Raw genomic sequence first — 15,523 nt, 5'->3', positions numbered from 1 at the left:
ACGGCACCGCAGAACGGGGTGGTGGCCGGGGCGCCGGTCACCGCGTCGACCTCGATCTCGTCGGCGTCGGCGTAGGACTCGTAGCCCGTCACCAGCTCTTCGAGCGTGTTCTGGTCGTTGGTCATGGGTTCATCTCCCTTCAAGGGGTGTGCATGGACGGTGTGTCGGGGTCGGCTCCGGCTCAGCCGGGTCCGTTGGTGGTGACGTAGCTGAGCATGAAGCTCGCCGCGGCACCGCAGAACGGGGTGGTGGCCGGGGCGCCGGTCACCGCGTCGACCTCGATCTCGTCGGCGTCGGCGTAGGACTCGTAGCCCGTCACCAGCTCCTCGAGCGTGTTCTGGTCGTGGGACATGGGATTCACCTCCCTTCGTCGGCTGGCTGCGTACGGGGGGACGGCGGCTGCGGGAATCCCGCGGGGATCAGCAGCCGAGCTTGTAGGTGGCGCCACCGGCGGCGGAGGCGGCGGCCGAGGCGCACCAGCCGGAGGACACGGCGGAGGCGGCGATGGTCGCGGCGCAGACCGGGGTGGTGGCCGGCGCGTCGGCGACCGCCTGGATACCCAGCTCCGAGGCCTCGGCGTAGGTGTTGTAGCCGGCGACCAGGTCCATCATCGAAGCGTTGTCCATGGTTCTTCTCCTTGTGGATGGGTGCCCGGTGGGCACCTGTGAGGTGTGCCGTACGTGGTGCACGTGCGGTACGTACTGAGGTGGAAGCAGGGAGTGGGTGCATGGGCACTCACGCCCTGCAGCCCCCTCAGGCCGCGGCAGCCGCCGGGACGGAGCCGGCAGGGTCCGGCGTCGCGGGTGCGGGGAGTTCCGGCGAGGTGAGGTTGCGCGCCGGGCGGTTCGGGTCGATGCCCGCCTGGGTGAAGCGGGCGGTGAGGGCTTCGGCCAGCGGGGTGCCGTGGCGGGCCCGGTCGAGCAGGGCTTCGGCGACGGCACCGGCGCGGTGCTGTCCGAAGCTGAGGCCGCGCATGGCCGGCCGGTGGTCCGCGGGCTCGAAGGCCACGCCGACGCCGGGGGCGACGCGGTGGACGAAGTGCGAGGTCTCGGTGCCCAGTCCGGGCAGGGACGGGGCCAGTTCGGCGAGGACCGGTACGGCGTGCCAGGCGTCGGGCTGGAGGTAGACGACGAGGGCGTCGCGCCGCGGGTAGAGCGGCAGGCAGGAGAGGACCTTGGCCTGGTAGGCGATCTCCAGTTCGTTCAGCCGGGTCAGGACGGCCTGCCAGGCCTGAGGGGCGGCCTGGGGGTCGGTCAGGTTCAGGTAGACGCGCAGCAGTTCGGCCGGTGCGCCCCGGTCGACCGGGCTGGTGACGACGAAGAAGCCGGGGGAGAGCGCGGGCCGGGCGGCGGGTACGCCGAGTTCGACGAGGGTGCCGGGGGCCGGGTCGGCGACGTTCATGGTCCGCCGGGGGGTCCAGGTCCGGATGCCGTCCCGCAGGACGAGCACGTCGCCGGCGTCGGAGGGGGTGCCGGGCGGCTGGGGCAGGACCACGGCCCGGGCGGTGACGGTGCGGTGCGGTACGGCCTCGCCGAGACGCCGCTCGAAGTCGGGGTCGCGCAGGATCCGGGGCAGCTTGGAGGCCGTCTCGTCCTGGCCGGAGTGCAGGGTCTCGTACAGGGCGGTGCCCAGCAGGGTCTTGAGCTCGCCGGGGCTGTCCGCGCTCAGTTCACGGCCGGCGACGGTCGCGGAGAGGCGGTCGCCGGCGATGCGGATGCCGTCCAGGGCGTCGAGCAGTGCGGCGGGCGGCGCGGCGGCCGGTGCCGGGGCGGGGGCTTCGGTCAGGGTCGTTCTCACGGGGTTACCTCCAATCCGAGTGCGGTGACGAACTTCTGGGGGTGGAGCAGGATGCCGCGGCCGATGCCGGCGGCTGCCCGCTCGATGCCGGACAGGCGCATGCGCTGCGTACTGCCGGCGATCAGGCGGTCGAGCATGTGCCAGCCGGCGAAGGCGGCGGCCCGCTCGGGGAGTCCGGGGTCCATGGCGGGTCGTACGGCGGCGTACTCCTGCCAGAAGTGCCGGATCTTGGGGCGCAGGCGTTCGATCTTGGCCACGCCGCGGCTGAGGATCGCTTCGTGGGTGAGCTCGTACTCCTCGGGCCCGTCGCCCTCCTCGTCGCCGCGGGTGGTGACCACGTCGAGGATCGAGCGGTAGAGCCACTCGCCGGCGAAGCCGCCGACGTCGCGGGCGGGGTCGGCGAGCCGGAACTCCTCCCAGTCCGCCACGTACAGGCCCTCGTCGGTGAGCAGGAGCTGGTCGACGCGGAAGTCGCAGTGGGAGGGGACCTTGGGCGCGGCGTCCTCGGCAGCACGCAGCCGCGTCAGGGCCTCGACCAGTTGTGCGTCGCTCTGCATCAGGCGCCAGGCCTGGAGTTCGGCGAAGCCCAGGTTGTCGAACATGCCCGGGGGCAGGCCCTGGAGGAAGCCCAGGGAGGGCAGCGCCGGCGGGGTGGTGTCCAGTTCCTCGGGACCGGGGTGGTCCGCTCCGTGCAGGAGGCCGATGGCGCGGCCGACCTGGCCGGCCAGCTCGTCGTCGAAGCTCTCGTCCACCATCAGCTCGGCACCGCTGCGGGCGCCGTCGAGGTAGGTGAAGGCGACCAGCCGTTCGGCGGCGTCGTGGCCCAGGAAGACCGGGCCGCGCAGTGCGTGGGGCGGGAGGGTGACGGCGAACCGCTCGAAGGCGAGCATGCGCCGCATCCGGTTGCGGACGTCGTCGTCGGTTCCGACGAGCCGTTTGACGAACACGTTCCGGCCGTTTTCCGTGCTGCCGGCCCATATTTCGTTGCGGCCTATCGGCGCGGAGACCGATTTTCTGTCGAAGTGGCCGAATCCCATACGGTCGAGAAAGGATTCAACCGCCGGGACTCCGTCGAGATCGACGGGAGCGAATGTGGTCGACATCGGGTGGCCGGCCTCAGACGCTCTGCGTCGGGGTGCCGGCGGAACCGGCGCCGTCGGCGGACGGGCCCTGCCAGCCGGGGATCTGCCAGCCGGGGATCTGCCAGCCCGGGATGGAGGGCTTCGGCAGGGCGATCGTGGCGGTCCCGGAGGCCGTGGTGACCTGGTGGATGCCGGCCGGTGCGGCGGAACGGTCGTCCGAGTCACCCGAATTGGTCAGGGTCGCGGCGGCGATTCCGGCGATCAGTCCCAGTGCGGTGAATACGTAGACAGAGCGCTTCTTCGAACGTTCCTTGGCGGTGGCCGACTTCGGCATTTCGTTTCCCCTCGTGGTGTCGTTTCCTTCTCGACGTGGACAACTCTGCCGCGTCGGAAGGGCCCTGAGAGGGGGAAAACCGTTCAGCTTCCTGTATGGACGGTTCAGCTTCCTGCACGGGTCCCGGAGGGGCCGGCAGTGCCGTTTCCTGCACCCCGCAGCGCACCGGTCGGACCGGGCTGAGGCGGCACGAGGGCGGATGTGCCCCGCGCCGGATCCTGCACCGTTCCGGAGCCTGCCGGGCGTGCGGTCCACGGCCGGCGCCGGACCAAGGACCGGTAGAAGCGGTCCGGGAGGAAGACGGCGTCCGCGACGATCATCACGCCGGAGAAGAGCGGCAGTCCCAGGACGACCGCGATCCCCAGGTGCAGGCCCACCAGCATCGTCAGCACGGGGTACTTGAGCCTGCCGAACAGGACGAACGGGAAGGCGACCTGCAGCAGGACCGTCAGGTAGCCGGCGACGGCGATCACGACCGCGTGCCCGTCCAGCAGGAGGGACAGCGCGGGCCACGGCCGGAAGAGGTCGAGGTTCAGCACGTAGTGGAGGGCGGTCCCGTTGCCCCAGGAGCCGCCCTGCACCTTGTACAGGACCGCGGATCCGTAGAGGAAGCAGACCTGGGCGGCGATGACGAACATGCCGCAGTTGTGCAGCACGGTGCCCAGGGTCCGGCGGAAGTCGCGCAACCGGCTCCCGGGCCGGCCGCCGTCCGCCGGCCGGCCCGCCTTCCTGCGTGCGTCCAGGGACCAGCGGCGGCCGCAGGCGGTGAAGACGAGGTACACGGACATGAGCAGGAGAAGGTTGTCGCCCCCGTCCGTCATGAAGATCGCCCGGGCGTGGAACGACGCCACCACGACCGCGAACAGCACGGACACGACCCTGGTCCGCCAGCCCAGCATGAAGAGCGCGGACGTGACGAGGGCGGCCGCGTAGCAGGCCTCGAAGTACGCCCGGCTGTCGGACAGGGTGAGGAGGGAGACCCACCCGGTCTCGTCGAAGAGCTGCCGCGCCAGCGCGGGCGTCCACGGCGAACCCGGACCCCAGATCTCGTCGCGGTGGGGGAACTCGCGCACCAGGAAGACGAGGTAGAGCAGCCCGTACCCGATGCGCAGGACGGCCGCGGCGTACAGGGAGACCGGCTTGTCCACCAGCAGGGTCAGGAGCGTGCTCGTGCGGTCGAGCGCGCGCCGGCCCGCGGGGCGGATGGGCGCGGCAGCCGGTGCCGGCTCAGTCTGTTCCATGGGGGGCCACCTTCCACCAGGGCAGGTAACGGGTGTCGACGGGTACGGTCCGCCGGGCACCGCCTGATGCGTTCGCGGGAGGGACGGGCAGGGTGATCACGCGCAGCTGGACGGAGTCGAAGGAGCCGCCCCGGTGCGCGGCGATGCGATCCGCCGCGATGTTGCGCAGGTACGTCTGCATCATCACGGCCCGCTCCGACCGCGGCGTGTCGTCCCCGCCGAACGCTTCGAGGTAGGAACTCCAGGCCCGGCGCAGCGTGTTCTGTGCCGTGTGGCTCGGGAAGGGGCTATGGGTGACGGCGGAGTTGTCCACGGCGCTCAGGTCGAACCAGCCGCTCACCTCCACGGTGCCGTCCGGTGCCGTCCGTCCGGTCCTCGCGGAGATCTGCCGGTTGACCGACTCCGGGTCCGGGGCGAACAGCCGCCAGTTCTGCTCGAACAGGGGGTGGATCCACGCGTTGATAGGCCGGCTGTACAGCTGCGACACCACGTTCGGTGGCGCCACGTGCAGGAAGACCAGGAGGACGTGGATCAACGCCGTTGCCAGGCACAGGACGACGACGGCGGCGGGGCCCGCCTTCAGCGGGCCGGGCGGCCCGGACTCACCTGCGTGTGTGTGGGGTGGTCCGCCGTCCCGGCCTTCGGCGGCCCTGACGGCCTCGCAGTGTTCCGGTTCCTTCACGTCGGCTGACTCGGCACCGCCCAGCACGGCCCCACCCGGCCTTTCCGTCGGGACTGTTCATGTCGTGGTTCCTTCCGGACCCGGCGTGCCGTCCGGCCCGCCCGTCCCGTGGAAGGCGGGCCGACTGCCCCGGCAGCCGGCCCGCCCTGCTCCCTACGCGCGTCCGTCGTGCCCGTCGTGCCCGTCGTGCCCGTGTCCGTCCTGCTTGCCGTGCTCGTCGCGCCCGTCGTGCTCGTCGTGTCCGCCGTGGCCGGGCTTGCCGGGCGCGGCCATGATGGTGCCCACGAATTCGGTCTCCGTTCCGAGGACGGCCGAACTCCCGACCTGCCAGAACACGTTGCAGGGCGGGGCCCCGTTGATGAGGGAGACGCTGCTGGAACTCGCCGTGGTCAGCCCGGAACCGACCTGGAACACCCACACGGCTCTGGGGTCGCCCTGCGCATCCAGGGTGAGGGTCCCGGTGAGCCCGAGGGTGGAAGGTGCCGTGTACACACCCGGAACCAGCGTCAGGCCCCCGACGTCGGGGGGAAGAACCGCGTCCGTGGCCTGCCCGGCGGCGTTGTTGTAGGCCGCGACCAGGTCGTTCTTGGCGTCGAGTCCCACCGGGTCGACCGGTCCGGAATGCTGGGTACCGAGCACGAGACCGGGCGGGAACCCGGTGATTGCCGATCCCGGACTCACTCCCAGGTCACCGGTGATCACCGTGGGGCCGGTGTTGGTGATCTCCGAGCCGGCCAGCACGGCAAAGCTGGCGGCCGTGCCCAGAGGTACGGGTGTGGCGATTGCATGTGCCTCGGTCGGCGTCACCGCGACCACGGCGGAGGCGATCACTGTGGCGAGAGCCGTCGCGATCCAGACGGGCGTTGTGCGCCGGAGCGCCGCGCCGCGTCATCGAGGGGCCAACTCCTGTAAGTGGATGGTGGCGTAATTGACGGTCTCGGTCACACAGGACCGTCTCTCTGCCGCTGGCATATTACGCAGAAATCTGCACGAGCCCGGTGATTCATACGGGGGATTTTCTGCGCGATGTACCGATGGAAAATAATACAAAGAATTGAATGAATCGATGGGCCTTGTGGGGGGAGAAGCGAATTCACTCGGCATGGCGGCCCGCGCTACGAGAATGCGCGCGGCGGCGGAACCGGACCCGTCGACAGCAGGCGCGACACGGCGCCCAGAAAGATCCAACTCCCCCCGGGCCGTGGCATTCTGCACGCCGGAAACAAGGTTCTCGCAGCGAAGGAACACCACCCGTGGGCGTCACCGTCAATCCCACCGTCAGCAGGCGCCGGCTGGGATCGGAGCTGCGCCGGCTCCGGCAGATCAGGGGGATGACGGCGCAGCAGGTGGCGGAGCGCCTGCTGATCTCCCAACCCAAGCTCAGCCTGCTGGAGAACGGCCGCCGCCTCATCAAGCCGCGCGATGTGCGCGACCTCTGCCTGCTGTACGCAGTGCAGGACCAGCAGCTCGTCGACGAGCTGATGCGGCTGGCCCGGGAATCCGGCCGGCAGGGCTGGTGGAACGCCTACGGTGACATCCCGTACGGCGCCTACATCGGCCTGGAGGCCGAAGCCGCCGCGGTCCGGACCTACGAGCCCCTGGTGGTCCCGGGCCTGTTGCAGACCCCCGCCTACGCCCGGGCGGTCATCGCAGGAACGATCCCTCACGCCACCGCCGACGAGGCCGCCTGGCGCCTCCGGGTACGGCTGCGGCGCCAGGACCGGCTGGGCACCCCCGGACGTCCGCTGCGCTTATGGGCCGTACTGGACGAATCGGCGCTGCGGCGCGTCGTAGGCAGTCGGGAGGTCATGCGCGAGCAGCTGGAGCATCTGACCCACCTCGGTGCCCAGCCGCACATCACCGTGCAGGTCCTCCCCCATGAATCCGGGGCCCACCCGGGCGTCACGGGGCAGTTCTCGCTGCTCGAATTCGCCGACGCCACCGATGTGAGCGTGGTGTATCTGGAGAGGTTCACCAGCGACCTCTATCTGGAGAAACGATCCGACGTGCGGGTCTACAGCGACATGTATGCGTATGTGCAGGCCCAGGCGCTGAGACCGGACAGCACTCGGGAATTCATCGCCGAAGCCGTCAAGGCGTACGTCGGCTCGGAATTCCGGCCGGAGGCCTGGCCGTTGTCCCCGCCGCACCTGTGATCGCCGTGCGGTCCCTCTCCCGTGGTCAGCTCGGTCCGTTCCCGGTCCACGGGCGGAGTTTTTCCGGGTTGCGGACCGCCCAGATGCGGGTGACGCGGCCGCCGCTGAGGCTGAACGCCGCCACGGTCACGGTGACCCCGGCGTGCTGGGCGACCAGGCCGGGCCGGCCGTTGACCGTCCGTTCCAGCAGGGTCAGTCCGGGGGCCTTGTCGGCGATGTGGATCAGGTACTGGGCGATGTGCTCGCTGCCTCGGACCGGGCGCAGCACGGTGCCGACCAGGCCGCCGCCGTCGGCGGTCATCGTGGCGTCGGGGTCGAGGAGTCCGACGAGCGCCTTGATGTCCTTGGCCTCCCACGCCTCCTTGAAGTCCCGTACCAGGCCTGCCTGCCCGGCCGTCGCTCCCGCCGGGGCCTGCGCGGCGTGAAGACGCCGGCGGGCCGAGGACGCCAGTTGCCGGCAGGCCGCGGGCGTCCGTCCGACGATCTCGGCGACCTCGGCGAAGGGGTAGCGGAAGACGTCGTGCAGGATGAACGCCACGCGTTCGGCCGGCGTCATCGCCTCCAGTACGACGAGGAAGGCCATGTTCACCGACTCGTCCAGGGTGATCCGGTCGGCGGGGTCGGCCGGTTCGGCGCTGCCGCCGCCGGTCCGTCCGCTCATCCACTCCGTGCGGTCGGGCAGCGGCTCGGGTATCCATGCGCCGACGTAGCGCTCGCGCCGGGCCCGCGCCGAACCGAGGACGTCGAGGCAGATGCGGCTGGCCACCGTCGTCAGCCAGGCACCGGGTGACTCGATGGCCTCCTGCTGTTGCCGCGACATCGCGTACCAGCGGGTGTAGGTCTCCTGCACGGCGTCCTCGGCCTCGGCCAGTGAACCGAGCATCCGGTAGGCGAGGTTGATCAGTTGGCGTCGCTCGTCGACGATCCTGCTCAGGCACGGCTCGGACCGGTCGTGCCCTGCCTCGGATGGGGTGCTCATGGTCGCGACCGCTCCCTGGTTCTTCTCGTCCGCTTCGGCTCTCGGCACTTCGACGAAACACCGCACCGGATGGTGAGCTCTGCGCTTCGCCTCACATTTCGCGGGCCCGCGTCGTCGGACCGGCGAGACACTGACGATCCACCGCCGCGAGGCAGAAGAGGGGGCCGCGCCATGGCCACGCAGACGACGGCAGTACCGGGCCGGCCCACGTTCCTGCAGGTGGCGATGGCCCTGCAGACCTTGGCGATCTTTTTTCAGGCCGCAACCGCCGGGATCCTGCTGTCCTCGTCGTACGGCCAGGCACTGCACGACGCCGGCTCACGCGTGATGTACGGCGCATCGATGTTGTACGTGCTCGCTGCGATCCTGGCCTGGCGGCCGGGCGGCGGCTCGCCGCGCCCCATCCTGTACGCGTCCGGCTTCCTCGTCCTCGCCTCGGTGCAGGTGGTGTTGGGCATCGCGCACGTGTCGTCGCTCCATGTCCCCCTGGGGATCCTGATGTTCGGCCTGAGCATGCTGGAGCTGGGCCAGGTGCTGTCCACCCGTCTGTCGGGCGGCGCGGCGGGTCGCGAGCAGCGCATGACGGTCGGTGGCTGAGGGGCGGCAGCCGTCAGGATCCCTCCCCTTCATCAGACACTCGTCCATGCGGCGAAGAAGGCTTCCCGCCTGGCCGGATCGGCTGATTTGTGGTCCGCGTGCAGGACGCGCCAGGCGGTGAGTTCGAGGTCGCGGAGCCACAGTTCGCCGATGACCTGGGTTTTGAGGTCGGGGAGGTGGTCGGATTCGGCGAGTGCCTGGCCGATGACCTCTCCGGCTGCGATGCGCTGAGGCGGGGTCATCTCGTCGAAGGCCGAGAGGATCTGCCGGGCCAGGCCGGTGCCTTCTCCTGCCAGCGAACTCAGCACGAACGCCTTGATGTGGGAGGGCAGCAAGTAGAGGGAGCCCGAGGACCTCCACAGGTCTGACCAGAAGTGCTCCCCGGACTCGGTGGGGGCGGGAAGTGCGGCCAGGAGACCGAGGAGGTGTGCGGTTGCCGCGTACCCGTCGGAGTGGGCCGATGCGACGACGGCGATGTCCGCGACGCGCTCCACGTCGATGCGGCCGGCTTCGAGACGTGGGTCCAGCCCCAGCCGCTGTTCCAGCTGATGGGAAAGGGGGAAGGACGCGGGGGAGCGGAACTCGGGAAGCATCGGCGGTCCTTGAACGTAGGAGAGCGGAGAGGCCCGTTCGGAAGCCCAGATCGTTCCCCTGGCCCGCCGGATTACACGAGTTCCCCGGCCCCAGTTGCCGGAAGACTGGCCGAACCGCACCCACGGGGCGGCTGACCAGCCACGCCCGGTGATGCCGTTCCCGGTCAGCTCCTACCATGAATTCATGGTTGCCAGTGATGCCCAGCGGTCCGAGCCAGGACGGGCAGCAGTGTCCCGGGACGACGCCGGAGCCGGCAGTGTGCTCTCCGTGCCGACGGGTGGAGGAAGCGAGGGCTCCCCGCCGGGTGCCGACCTGTTCGAGCGAGCGGCCGATCTGGTGGAGCCGATCAAGCCGAGGCTACGAGGGTGGCTCCACGCCGGCATGGTCCCCGCGTCCCTGGCGGCGGGCATCGTCCTCATCTGTGCGGCAGGAACACTGCAGGCCACTGTGGCTTGCACCGTGTACGCCGTCACCGCCTGGCTGCTGTTCGGGACGAGCGCCGTCTACCACCTCGGCACCTGGGGGCCGCTCGGCGAGGCCGTCCTGCGCCGCCTGGACCACGCCAACATCTTCCTGATCATCGCCGGCACCTGCACTCCGCTGGCCGTGCTCCTTCTCGCCCCTGACCAGCGGTCCGTCCTCCTGTGGATCGTGTGGACGGGCGCTCTGGCCGGCATCGCCTTCCGCGTCCTGTGGATCGGCGCTCCCCGGTGGCTGTACACCCCCTGCTACCTGGCCCTGGGCTGGGCACCGGTGCGTTACCTGTCCGACTTCCTGCACAGCGGCGGCGCGGCCGTACTCACCCTGGTGGTGACCGGCGGGCTGCTCTACAGCGCGGGCGCGGTCGTGTACGCACTCCAGCGCCCCGACCCCTCACCCCGCTGGTTCGGTTACCACGAGGTGTTCCACGCCCTGACCGTGGCAGCCTTCACCGCGCACTACATCGCCGTCTTCCGCGCCGCCTCCTGAGCACGACCACGCGCTGATGCCTGTCCGCCCGGTTGCGTGCAGCCATGAGGGCCGACCGGCGTCGGATCAGGGCGCGAGCGGGGGGCGGAGGGAGACGTAGTAGTTGCCGACCGCGGACAGGTAGTCGTGCTCGGCCGTTTCGCTGTCGGTGGTGAACCGGGGCGCGTTCTTGATCTCTTCCTGCGTGGCCGAGACCGTCACCGCCTGCGCTTCGGTGTCGATGCGGGCAATGGCGCCGGCCGGGATCAGGACGCTCCTGCCGAACACCCACACGCCGGTGTCGACCACCAGGTGCTGCATGCCGGACCGGTCCTGTTGTCGGTCGACGTGGCCGATGACGCCGTCAGAGGCCTCCACGGTGAATCCCACCAGCGACAGCCCGGACTGGTAGCCGCTGTCCCGTGCGTACATCCACACTCCGCTCACAGACCGTCTCCTCGTCCTCGGCGACCGGGAGTGGTGGCTCGGTGCACCGCCGGTTCGCATCTGCCCGACCGCATGCCCCCGTGCTTGCCGTACAACCGATTCCGCGGAGCAATTCCGGTGTGTGCGTCAGGGCCGGGGCCGGGATGAACCTCGCGGAAGCCCCGGCGCCGGAGCGGCGCTCCGTCCGGGGTCCACGTCACCTCGGGAATGCTTGGAGATCGTGAGCCCGCCGTCGCCGACGGGCACGATGACCTCAGGCCGAGGCTGATGGAGCGGAGGATTCGCCGGCCCGGCGGTATTCGGCGTTGATGCGCTGGGCTTCTTCGAGCTGGTCTTCGAGGATGATGATGCGGCAGGCGGCTTCGATCGGGGTGCCGTGGTCGACGAGTTCGCGGGCGCGGGCGGCGATACGGAGCTGGTAGCGGGAGTAGCGGCGGTGACCGCCGTCCGAGCGGAGCGGGGTGATGAGGCGGGCCTCGCCCAGGGCGCGGAGGAACCCTTGGGTGGTGCCGAGCATCGCGGCAGCCCGGCCCATGGTGTAGGCGGGGTAGTCGTCGTCGTCGAGACGGCCGAACGAGTCGTCTGCTGTCACTGAACCTCTTTCTGGAACGCGTGGAGGGGCCCTGGTGCCTATGGCACCAGGGCCCCGAAGGAACTACTACACCATCTGCCGGCCCTGATACTGCGCCGGCCTTCTGTGTCCGCAGACCCGGTTCATACGTGATCCGGGTGCGGGGATCGCGGTTGCTTGACCGGAGACCACCTCACTGACGATGTCCTGCGGTACCCGGGCTTCGAACTGCGGGCCCGGGCGATCCTGATGGCGCCAAGCTCCTCCGTTCTTCCCTCGGTGATCAACTGCTTACCAAACGGGGACTGCGTACTGCGGGTGATGCGTACTGCTGGTACTGCGAACTGCTGGTCCTGCTCGCGGCCTGACCCAGCGCCGCTCCGGCAGCCAGCCCCGTCGCCCATCGTGCGTCTGCTCTGGCTTGGAACCCCACTGCCGAACTTCCCGGTGCGCGCGCCCGCAGCCGACGCCTTCACCGAGGTGCTGCTCATTCACTTCACTGCTGGGTACTGCTGGTGGTGGCCCCTGACCACTGCGGGCCACCCGGTCCGGTCGTCAGTCCCGTCGCCGTCCTGCATCAACCCTGGCTTCGACACTCCACCACCGCACCGTCCTGCGCACTGCAACTACGGGTACTGCGAGTAACGCGACCGGCAGTTCGTCTCTGCCAGGCCTTGCTTCTCTCTGGGCTACGAGAGAAACCATAACTACGCCGCCCCCCAATGTCTACTCCAGCCGCGATAGATTTCTGCGTGCGTGTCGTGGAGGTAATCGGGTTCGGTCGGGTTGGACGCCGGAGCCCTAGGGCAGCAGGCCGTCGGCCCTGGATGCGCCGAAACCGTGATCATGGTCGTCTCGGAGCTCGTCACCCACGGGGGCTTCTCCGCACGGATTCCTGGCGGTCAGGACCCGGTACCGGGCAGGAGGCGGAACACCTGGTCCAAGCCGGTGATGCGCAGGACGCGCAGAGTGTGGGCGGGGACGGCGGCGAGTGCGATGTCGGCTCGGGCGGCCTGCGCGTGGTTGCGGGCGGCGATCAGGGCGCTGATGCCGCTGGAGTCGCAGAATTCCATGCCGGCGAGGTCCAGGACGAGGAGCCGGCCCGGTTAGAGGCTGAGCGCGGCGATGAAGTCACGCAGGCCCGGGGCGGTGGCGCAGTCGAGTTCGCCGGTGATCGCCAGGACGGGGCCGGTGGGGGAGTTCCGGGTGGTGATCCCCAGCGGTTTCATCGCGGGTTCTTCGCCGTGGGGACGCCGAAGGCGAGAAGAGCGGTGTCGTCGTCGAGGCCGTCGCCGAAGCCGTCCAGCAGACCGGTCAGGGCCTCGATGATCTGGTCCGGGGACCTCCCGGCGTGGCCGGTGGCGAAGGCGCGCAGGGCTTCGTCCCCGTACAGAGAGGTGCGCCCTTCGCCAGTGCGGGCCTCGGTGAGGCCGTCGGTGTAGAGCAGGAGGGTGTCGCCGGGGGCGAGGGTGGTGGTGGCGGTGGCGAAGTGCGCGTCCGGCAGGATGCCGACGAGGAGGCCGCCCGGGGTTGCCAGGGAGTCGGCTGTGCCGTCGGCGCGCAGGAGGAGGGCCGGCGGGTGGCCGCCCGAGGCGAGGACGACGGCGACGTGCCCCGTGGTGAGGGCGGGTTCGAGAATGCCGAAGATGGCGGTGCAGTAACGGGGGTCGCCGCTGCTGTAGCGCTCGTGGAGCACTGTGTTGAGGGTCGACAGGGCGGACACGGGGTCAGGGTCGTGCAGGGCGGCGGCGCGCAGGGTGTAGCGGGTCAGCGAGGTGACCGCGGCAGCCTGGGGGCCTTTGCCGCACACGTCACCGAGGAAGAAGGCGAAGCGCCGGTCGTCGAGGGGGAAGACGTCGTAGAAGTCGCCGCCGAGCCGGTCGGGAGAGGCGGTGCGGTAGTGGGCGGCCGTCTCCACTCCGGGGATGACCGGAAGGATGTGGGGCAGCAGCGACTGCTGGAGTACCGCCAGGGCGTCCTGCAGCCGGGCACGGTCGATCTCCGCCTGTCTGTGTGCTTCCTCGGCCGCCTTACGGGCCCGCAGGAGTTCCTCTTCGTAGGCCCGGCGGTCGCGGGCGTTGAAGACGGTGGTGCGGATCAGCAGCGGCTCGCCCGTGGCTCCGCGCTTGACCACGGAGGAGACCAGCACGGGCATCCGGCCGCCGTCGGCTTGTTTGATCTCGAGGGCGACGCCGCCGATCTCGCTCTGCATGCGCAGCAGGGGCGCGAAGTGCGTCTCGTGGTAGAGCCGGCCGCCCACGGTCAGCAGGTCGGTGAACCGCATCCGGCCCACCACCGCGTCCCGCTGGACGCCGAGCCAGTCCAGCAACGTGGTGTTGATCTTGGCTATGGTGCCGTCCATCAGCGTGGACAGATACCCGCACGGTGCGCTCTCGTACAGCTCCTCGGCGCTGTCCTCCAGCAGGCAGGCGAACGCCGCGTCCGACGTCTGCTCCTCGTCCGCGCCGTGCGGGTCGGGCAGCTGCCCGGTGCGGCACATCACCGCAGGCCCGCCAGGAACGCGGTGAGCGCCTCGTTGGTGGCCTCGGGAGCGGACAGGTGGGGGCAATGCCCGGTCGCATCGAGGGTGATCAGCGTCGAGCCGGGGATCGCCTTGTGGACGAAGGCGCCGACCTCCCGTGGTGCGATGGCGTCCTGGGTGCATTCCAGCACCAGCGTCGGCACGCTCACGTTCCCCAGTTCGTCCCTCGCATCGGACAGGAACGTGGTCCGGGCGAAGACGCGTGCCATGTCCGGGTCGGTGGCGCAGAAGCTGTTGGCCAGCTCCTCACCGAGCTCGGGTCGGCCCGCATTCCCCATGATCACCGGTGCCATCGCCGCCGACCAGCCCAGGTAGTTCGCTTCCAGCGACTCCAGGAGCTCGTCGATGTCCTGCGCGCTGAAACCGCCCCGATAGCCTTCGTCATCGATGTACCGGGGGGAGGGAGCGACCATCGCCAGCGCCCCGATACGCTCCGGAGCCATCCCGGCCGCCAGTACGCCGACCATCGCGCTGACCGAGTGCCCCACGAACACCGCGTCGCGCAGGTCGAGCGCGTCGCACACCTCCACCACGTCCTGGGCGTAACCGTCCAGGGATCTGTAGCGGTCCTCCGAGAACGCGGACAGATCTGAGCGCCCCGAGCCCACGTAGTCGAACAGCACCACCCGGTAGTCGTCGGTCAGTGCCGGTACGGTCAGCCGCCACATGTTCTGATCACAGCCGAACCCGTGCGCCAGAACCACCGTCGGGCCCTGCGGATTGCCGGTCACGGTCACGTTGTTCCTGCGCTCGATATCCATGTACCGCTGCTTCCCAGGAGTCACTCGCCTACCCGGCGTCCCTCGAACGCCCCACGCCCTGCCCACCGCCCTCACCCGTGTCCTCGGCCGACCGGAGGCCGAAGCGCGGTTGCCCTGCGCCGCGGCCGGGGAGCGGCACGTGCCGGCCGACCGGTCAGGCGGTCACGGGGGTGCCGAGCATCGCGGAGGCCCGCTGGAGGGGGCCGAGCACGTGCGCGGCCACGGCTGTGGGGGGAAGGCCGCCGCGGCAGGTGAAGCCGAGCCGGGTCATGGCCCGGAGGACTTCGCCGACGCTGAAGCCTCGGCGGTCCTGGCGGGTGATGAGCTGACCGACCTGCTTGACGGGGTAGGTGCGGCGGCCACGGTGAGGCGGTTCAGCGGGCGAGGGCGAGGACGCCCAGGGCGCTTCCGTGCTCGTCGACGACGGGCAGGGCGGTGAGCCTGCCGTAGTGCATCGCGTGCTCGGCCTCGGCCATCGTGGTCATGGGGGAGGTGAACGGCCCGCGGTCGCCGAGGACATCGCGCAGGCGGACCCGGTCGGTGTACGCGGCGCTGTCGCGGAGGGAGATGAGCCGGTCCCGGGTGACGAGCCCGGTGCAGAGGCCGTCGTCGTCACAGACGAGCAGATGGTCCGTGCGGGAGCTGGCGATGACGGCCAGGGCCACCTCGACGGTCATGTCGTCGCATACCTGCGGACCCGCCGCTTCCATGGCGTCGTCCACCGTCCGGTGGACGAGGTCGGCATGCGCGGAGCGGGACTGCATCTGAACCAGCGTCACTATGTGCCTCCTG

19 protein-coding genes and 2 pseudogenes are annotated in these 15,523 nt (G+C 70.2%); 3 read left to right on the top strand and 18 right to left on the bottom strand.

All coding sequences use genetic code 11. The features are described 5' to 3' along the window. From ACFWUZ_RS27660 to ACFWUZ_RS27620, 9 genes are all read right to left on the bottom strand, one after another. On the bottom strand, positions 1–125 hold a 125-nt coding region (locus tag ACFWUZ_RS27660; RefSeq protein ID WP_384378637.1), incomplete at its 3' end, for an LxmA leader domain family RiPP. Positions 126–181: 56 nt separating this feature from the next. Further along, a complete protein-coding gene (locus ACFWUZ_RS27655; RefSeq protein WP_158717266.1) occupies positions 182–352 on the bottom strand; it encodes an LxmA leader domain family RiPP in 171 nt (56 codons plus the stop codon). A gap of 67 nt (positions 353–419) precedes the next feature. Beyond that, complete coding sequence (locus ACFWUZ_RS27650) at positions 420–626, bottom strand: LxmA leader domain family RiPP (RefSeq protein WP_030718520.1); 207 nt, start codon at positions 624–626, stop codon at positions 420–422. Positions 627–753: 127 nt separating this feature from the next. After that, positions 754–1,797, bottom strand: coding sequence for a T3SS effector HopA1 family protein (locus tag ACFWUZ_RS27645; RefSeq protein WP_384378418.1), 1,044 nt, complete (start codon positions 1,795–1,797; stop codon positions 754–756). Further along, the gene (lxmK, locus tag ACFWUZ_RS27640; RefSeq protein ID WP_384378415.1) at positions 1,794–2,900 is read right to left on the bottom strand and encodes a class V lanthionine synthetase subunit LxmK; all 1,107 of its coding nucleotides are present in this window, start codon (positions 2,898–2,900) and stop codon (positions 1,794–1,796) included. The genes ACFWUZ_RS27645 and lxmK overlap by 4 nt, the downstream gene beginning before the upstream one ends. Positions 2,901–2,913: 13 nt before the next feature. Beyond that, a complete protein-coding gene (locus ACFWUZ_RS27635) occupies positions 2,914–3,213 on the bottom strand; it encodes a hypothetical protein (protein ID WP_384378412.1) in 300 nt (99 codons plus the stop codon). Between the two features lie 104 nt (positions 3,214–3,317). Beyond that, entirely contained in the window at positions 3,318–4,454 is a 1,137-nt protein-coding gene (locus ACFWUZ_RS27630; RefSeq protein WP_384378409.1) for an HTTM domain-containing protein, read from the bottom strand. Beyond that, positions 4,441–5,136: a DUF5819 family protein gene (locus tag ACFWUZ_RS27625; RefSeq protein ID WP_384378406.1), complete on the bottom strand. Its 696-nt coding sequence runs from the start codon at positions 5,134–5,136 to the stop codon at positions 4,441–4,443. Before ACFWUZ_RS27625 ends, ACFWUZ_RS27630 begins: the two co-directional genes overlap by 14 nt. A 153-nt stretch (positions 5,137–5,289) precedes the next feature. Continuing rightward, positions 5,290–5,967 carry an ice-binding family protein gene (locus tag ACFWUZ_RS27620; RefSeq protein ID WP_384378403.1) on the bottom strand — a complete coding sequence of 226 codons (678 nt, stop codon included), beginning with the start codon at positions 5,965–5,967 and terminating at the stop codon, positions 5,290–5,292. Positions 5,968–6,389: 422 nt separating this feature from the next. On the opposite strand from ACFWUZ_RS27620, the gene ACFWUZ_RS27615 reads away from it, so the two are divergent. Then, positions 6,390–7,292: a helix-turn-helix domain-containing protein gene (locus ACFWUZ_RS27615; RefSeq protein ID WP_384378400.1), complete on the top strand. Its 903-nt coding sequence runs from the start codon at positions 6,390–6,392 to the stop codon at positions 7,290–7,292. A gap of 25 nt (positions 7,293–7,317) precedes the next feature. Here ACFWUZ_RS27615 and sigJ read toward each other — a convergent pair whose 3' ends face one another. Beyond that, positions 7,318–8,271 (bottom strand): RNA polymerase sigma factor SigJ, encoded by a 954-nt coding sequence (sigJ, locus tag ACFWUZ_RS27610; RefSeq protein WP_384378397.1) that lies wholly within the window; start codon positions 8,269–8,271, stop codon positions 7,318–7,320. A 171-nt stretch (positions 8,272–8,442) separates the two neighbouring features. Here sigJ and ACFWUZ_RS27605 point away from each other — a divergent pair, with 171 nt between their 5' ends. Then, a complete protein-coding gene (locus tag ACFWUZ_RS27605; protein WP_384378394.1) occupies positions 8,443–8,868 on the top strand; it encodes a hypothetical protein in 426 nt (141 codons plus the stop codon). A 32-nt stretch (positions 8,869–8,900) separates the two neighbouring features. On the opposite strand, the gene ACFWUZ_RS27600 is transcribed toward ACFWUZ_RS27605, so the two are convergent. Next, positions 8,901–9,461 carry a hypothetical protein gene (locus tag ACFWUZ_RS27600; protein WP_384378391.1) on the bottom strand — a complete coding sequence of 187 codons (561 nt, stop codon included), beginning with the start codon at positions 9,459–9,461 and terminating at the stop codon, positions 8,901–8,903. Positions 9,462–9,645: 184 nt separating this feature from the next. Between ACFWUZ_RS27600 and ACFWUZ_RS27595 the strand changes: the two genes are divergently transcribed. After that, on the top strand, positions 9,646–10,431 hold the full coding sequence (locus tag ACFWUZ_RS27595; protein ID WP_384378388.1) for a hemolysin III family protein: 786 nt from the start codon (positions 9,646–9,648) through the stop codon (positions 10,429–10,431). Positions 10,432–10,497: 66 nt separating this feature from the next. Here ACFWUZ_RS27595 and ACFWUZ_RS27590 read toward each other — a convergent pair whose 3' ends face one another. The 7 genes and pseudogenes from ACFWUZ_RS27590 to ACFWUZ_RS27560 form a co-directional block, all read right to left on the bottom strand. Continuing rightward, entirely contained in the window at positions 10,498–10,857 is a 360-nt protein-coding gene (locus ACFWUZ_RS27590) for a PRC-barrel domain containing protein (protein WP_384378385.1), read from the bottom strand. Between the two features lie 253 nt (positions 10,858–11,110). Next, positions 11,111–11,449, bottom strand: coding sequence for a MerR family transcriptional regulator (locus tag ACFWUZ_RS27585; protein ID WP_384378382.1), 339 nt, complete (start codon positions 11,447–11,449; stop codon positions 11,111–11,113). A gap of 881 nt (positions 11,450–12,330) precedes the next feature. Further along, positions 12,331–12,657 (bottom strand): annotated as a pseudogene (locus ACFWUZ_RS27580) (STAS domain-containing protein). Beyond that, positions 12,654–13,928, bottom strand: a complete 1,275-nt coding sequence (locus ACFWUZ_RS27575; protein WP_384378379.1) for a PP2C family protein-serine/threonine phosphatase — start codon at positions 13,926–13,928, stop codon at positions 12,654–12,656. Before ACFWUZ_RS27575 ends, ACFWUZ_RS27580 begins: the two are co-directional and overlap by 4 nt. Next, entirely contained in the window at positions 13,928–14,731 is an 804-nt protein-coding gene (locus ACFWUZ_RS27570; RefSeq protein WP_384378376.1) for an alpha/beta fold hydrolase, read from the bottom strand. The genes ACFWUZ_RS27575 and ACFWUZ_RS27570 overlap by 1 nt, the downstream gene beginning before the upstream one ends. Positions 14,732–14,885: 154 nt before the next feature. Next, positions 14,886–15,092, bottom strand: a pseudogene (locus tag ACFWUZ_RS27565) (SCO5918 family protein); the annotation flags it as partial. A 13-nt stretch (positions 15,093–15,105) separates the two neighbouring features. Then, the gene (locus tag ACFWUZ_RS27560; protein WP_384378373.1) at positions 15,106–15,510 is read right to left on the bottom strand and encodes a CBS domain-containing protein; all 405 of its coding nucleotides are present in this window, start codon (positions 15,508–15,510) and stop codon (positions 15,106–15,108) included. Positions 15,511–15,523: the final 13 nt, after the last annotated feature.

The sequence above is a fragment of the Streptomyces sp. NPDC058646 genome, assembly GCF_042716875.1.
In the GTDB taxonomy this organism is placed as follows: Bacteria; Actinomycetota; Actinomycetes; order Streptomycetales; family Streptomycetaceae; genus Streptomyces.
Note: the sequence above shows the minus strand (reverse complement) of the source record. Positions and strands in the feature narration are given on the sequence as shown.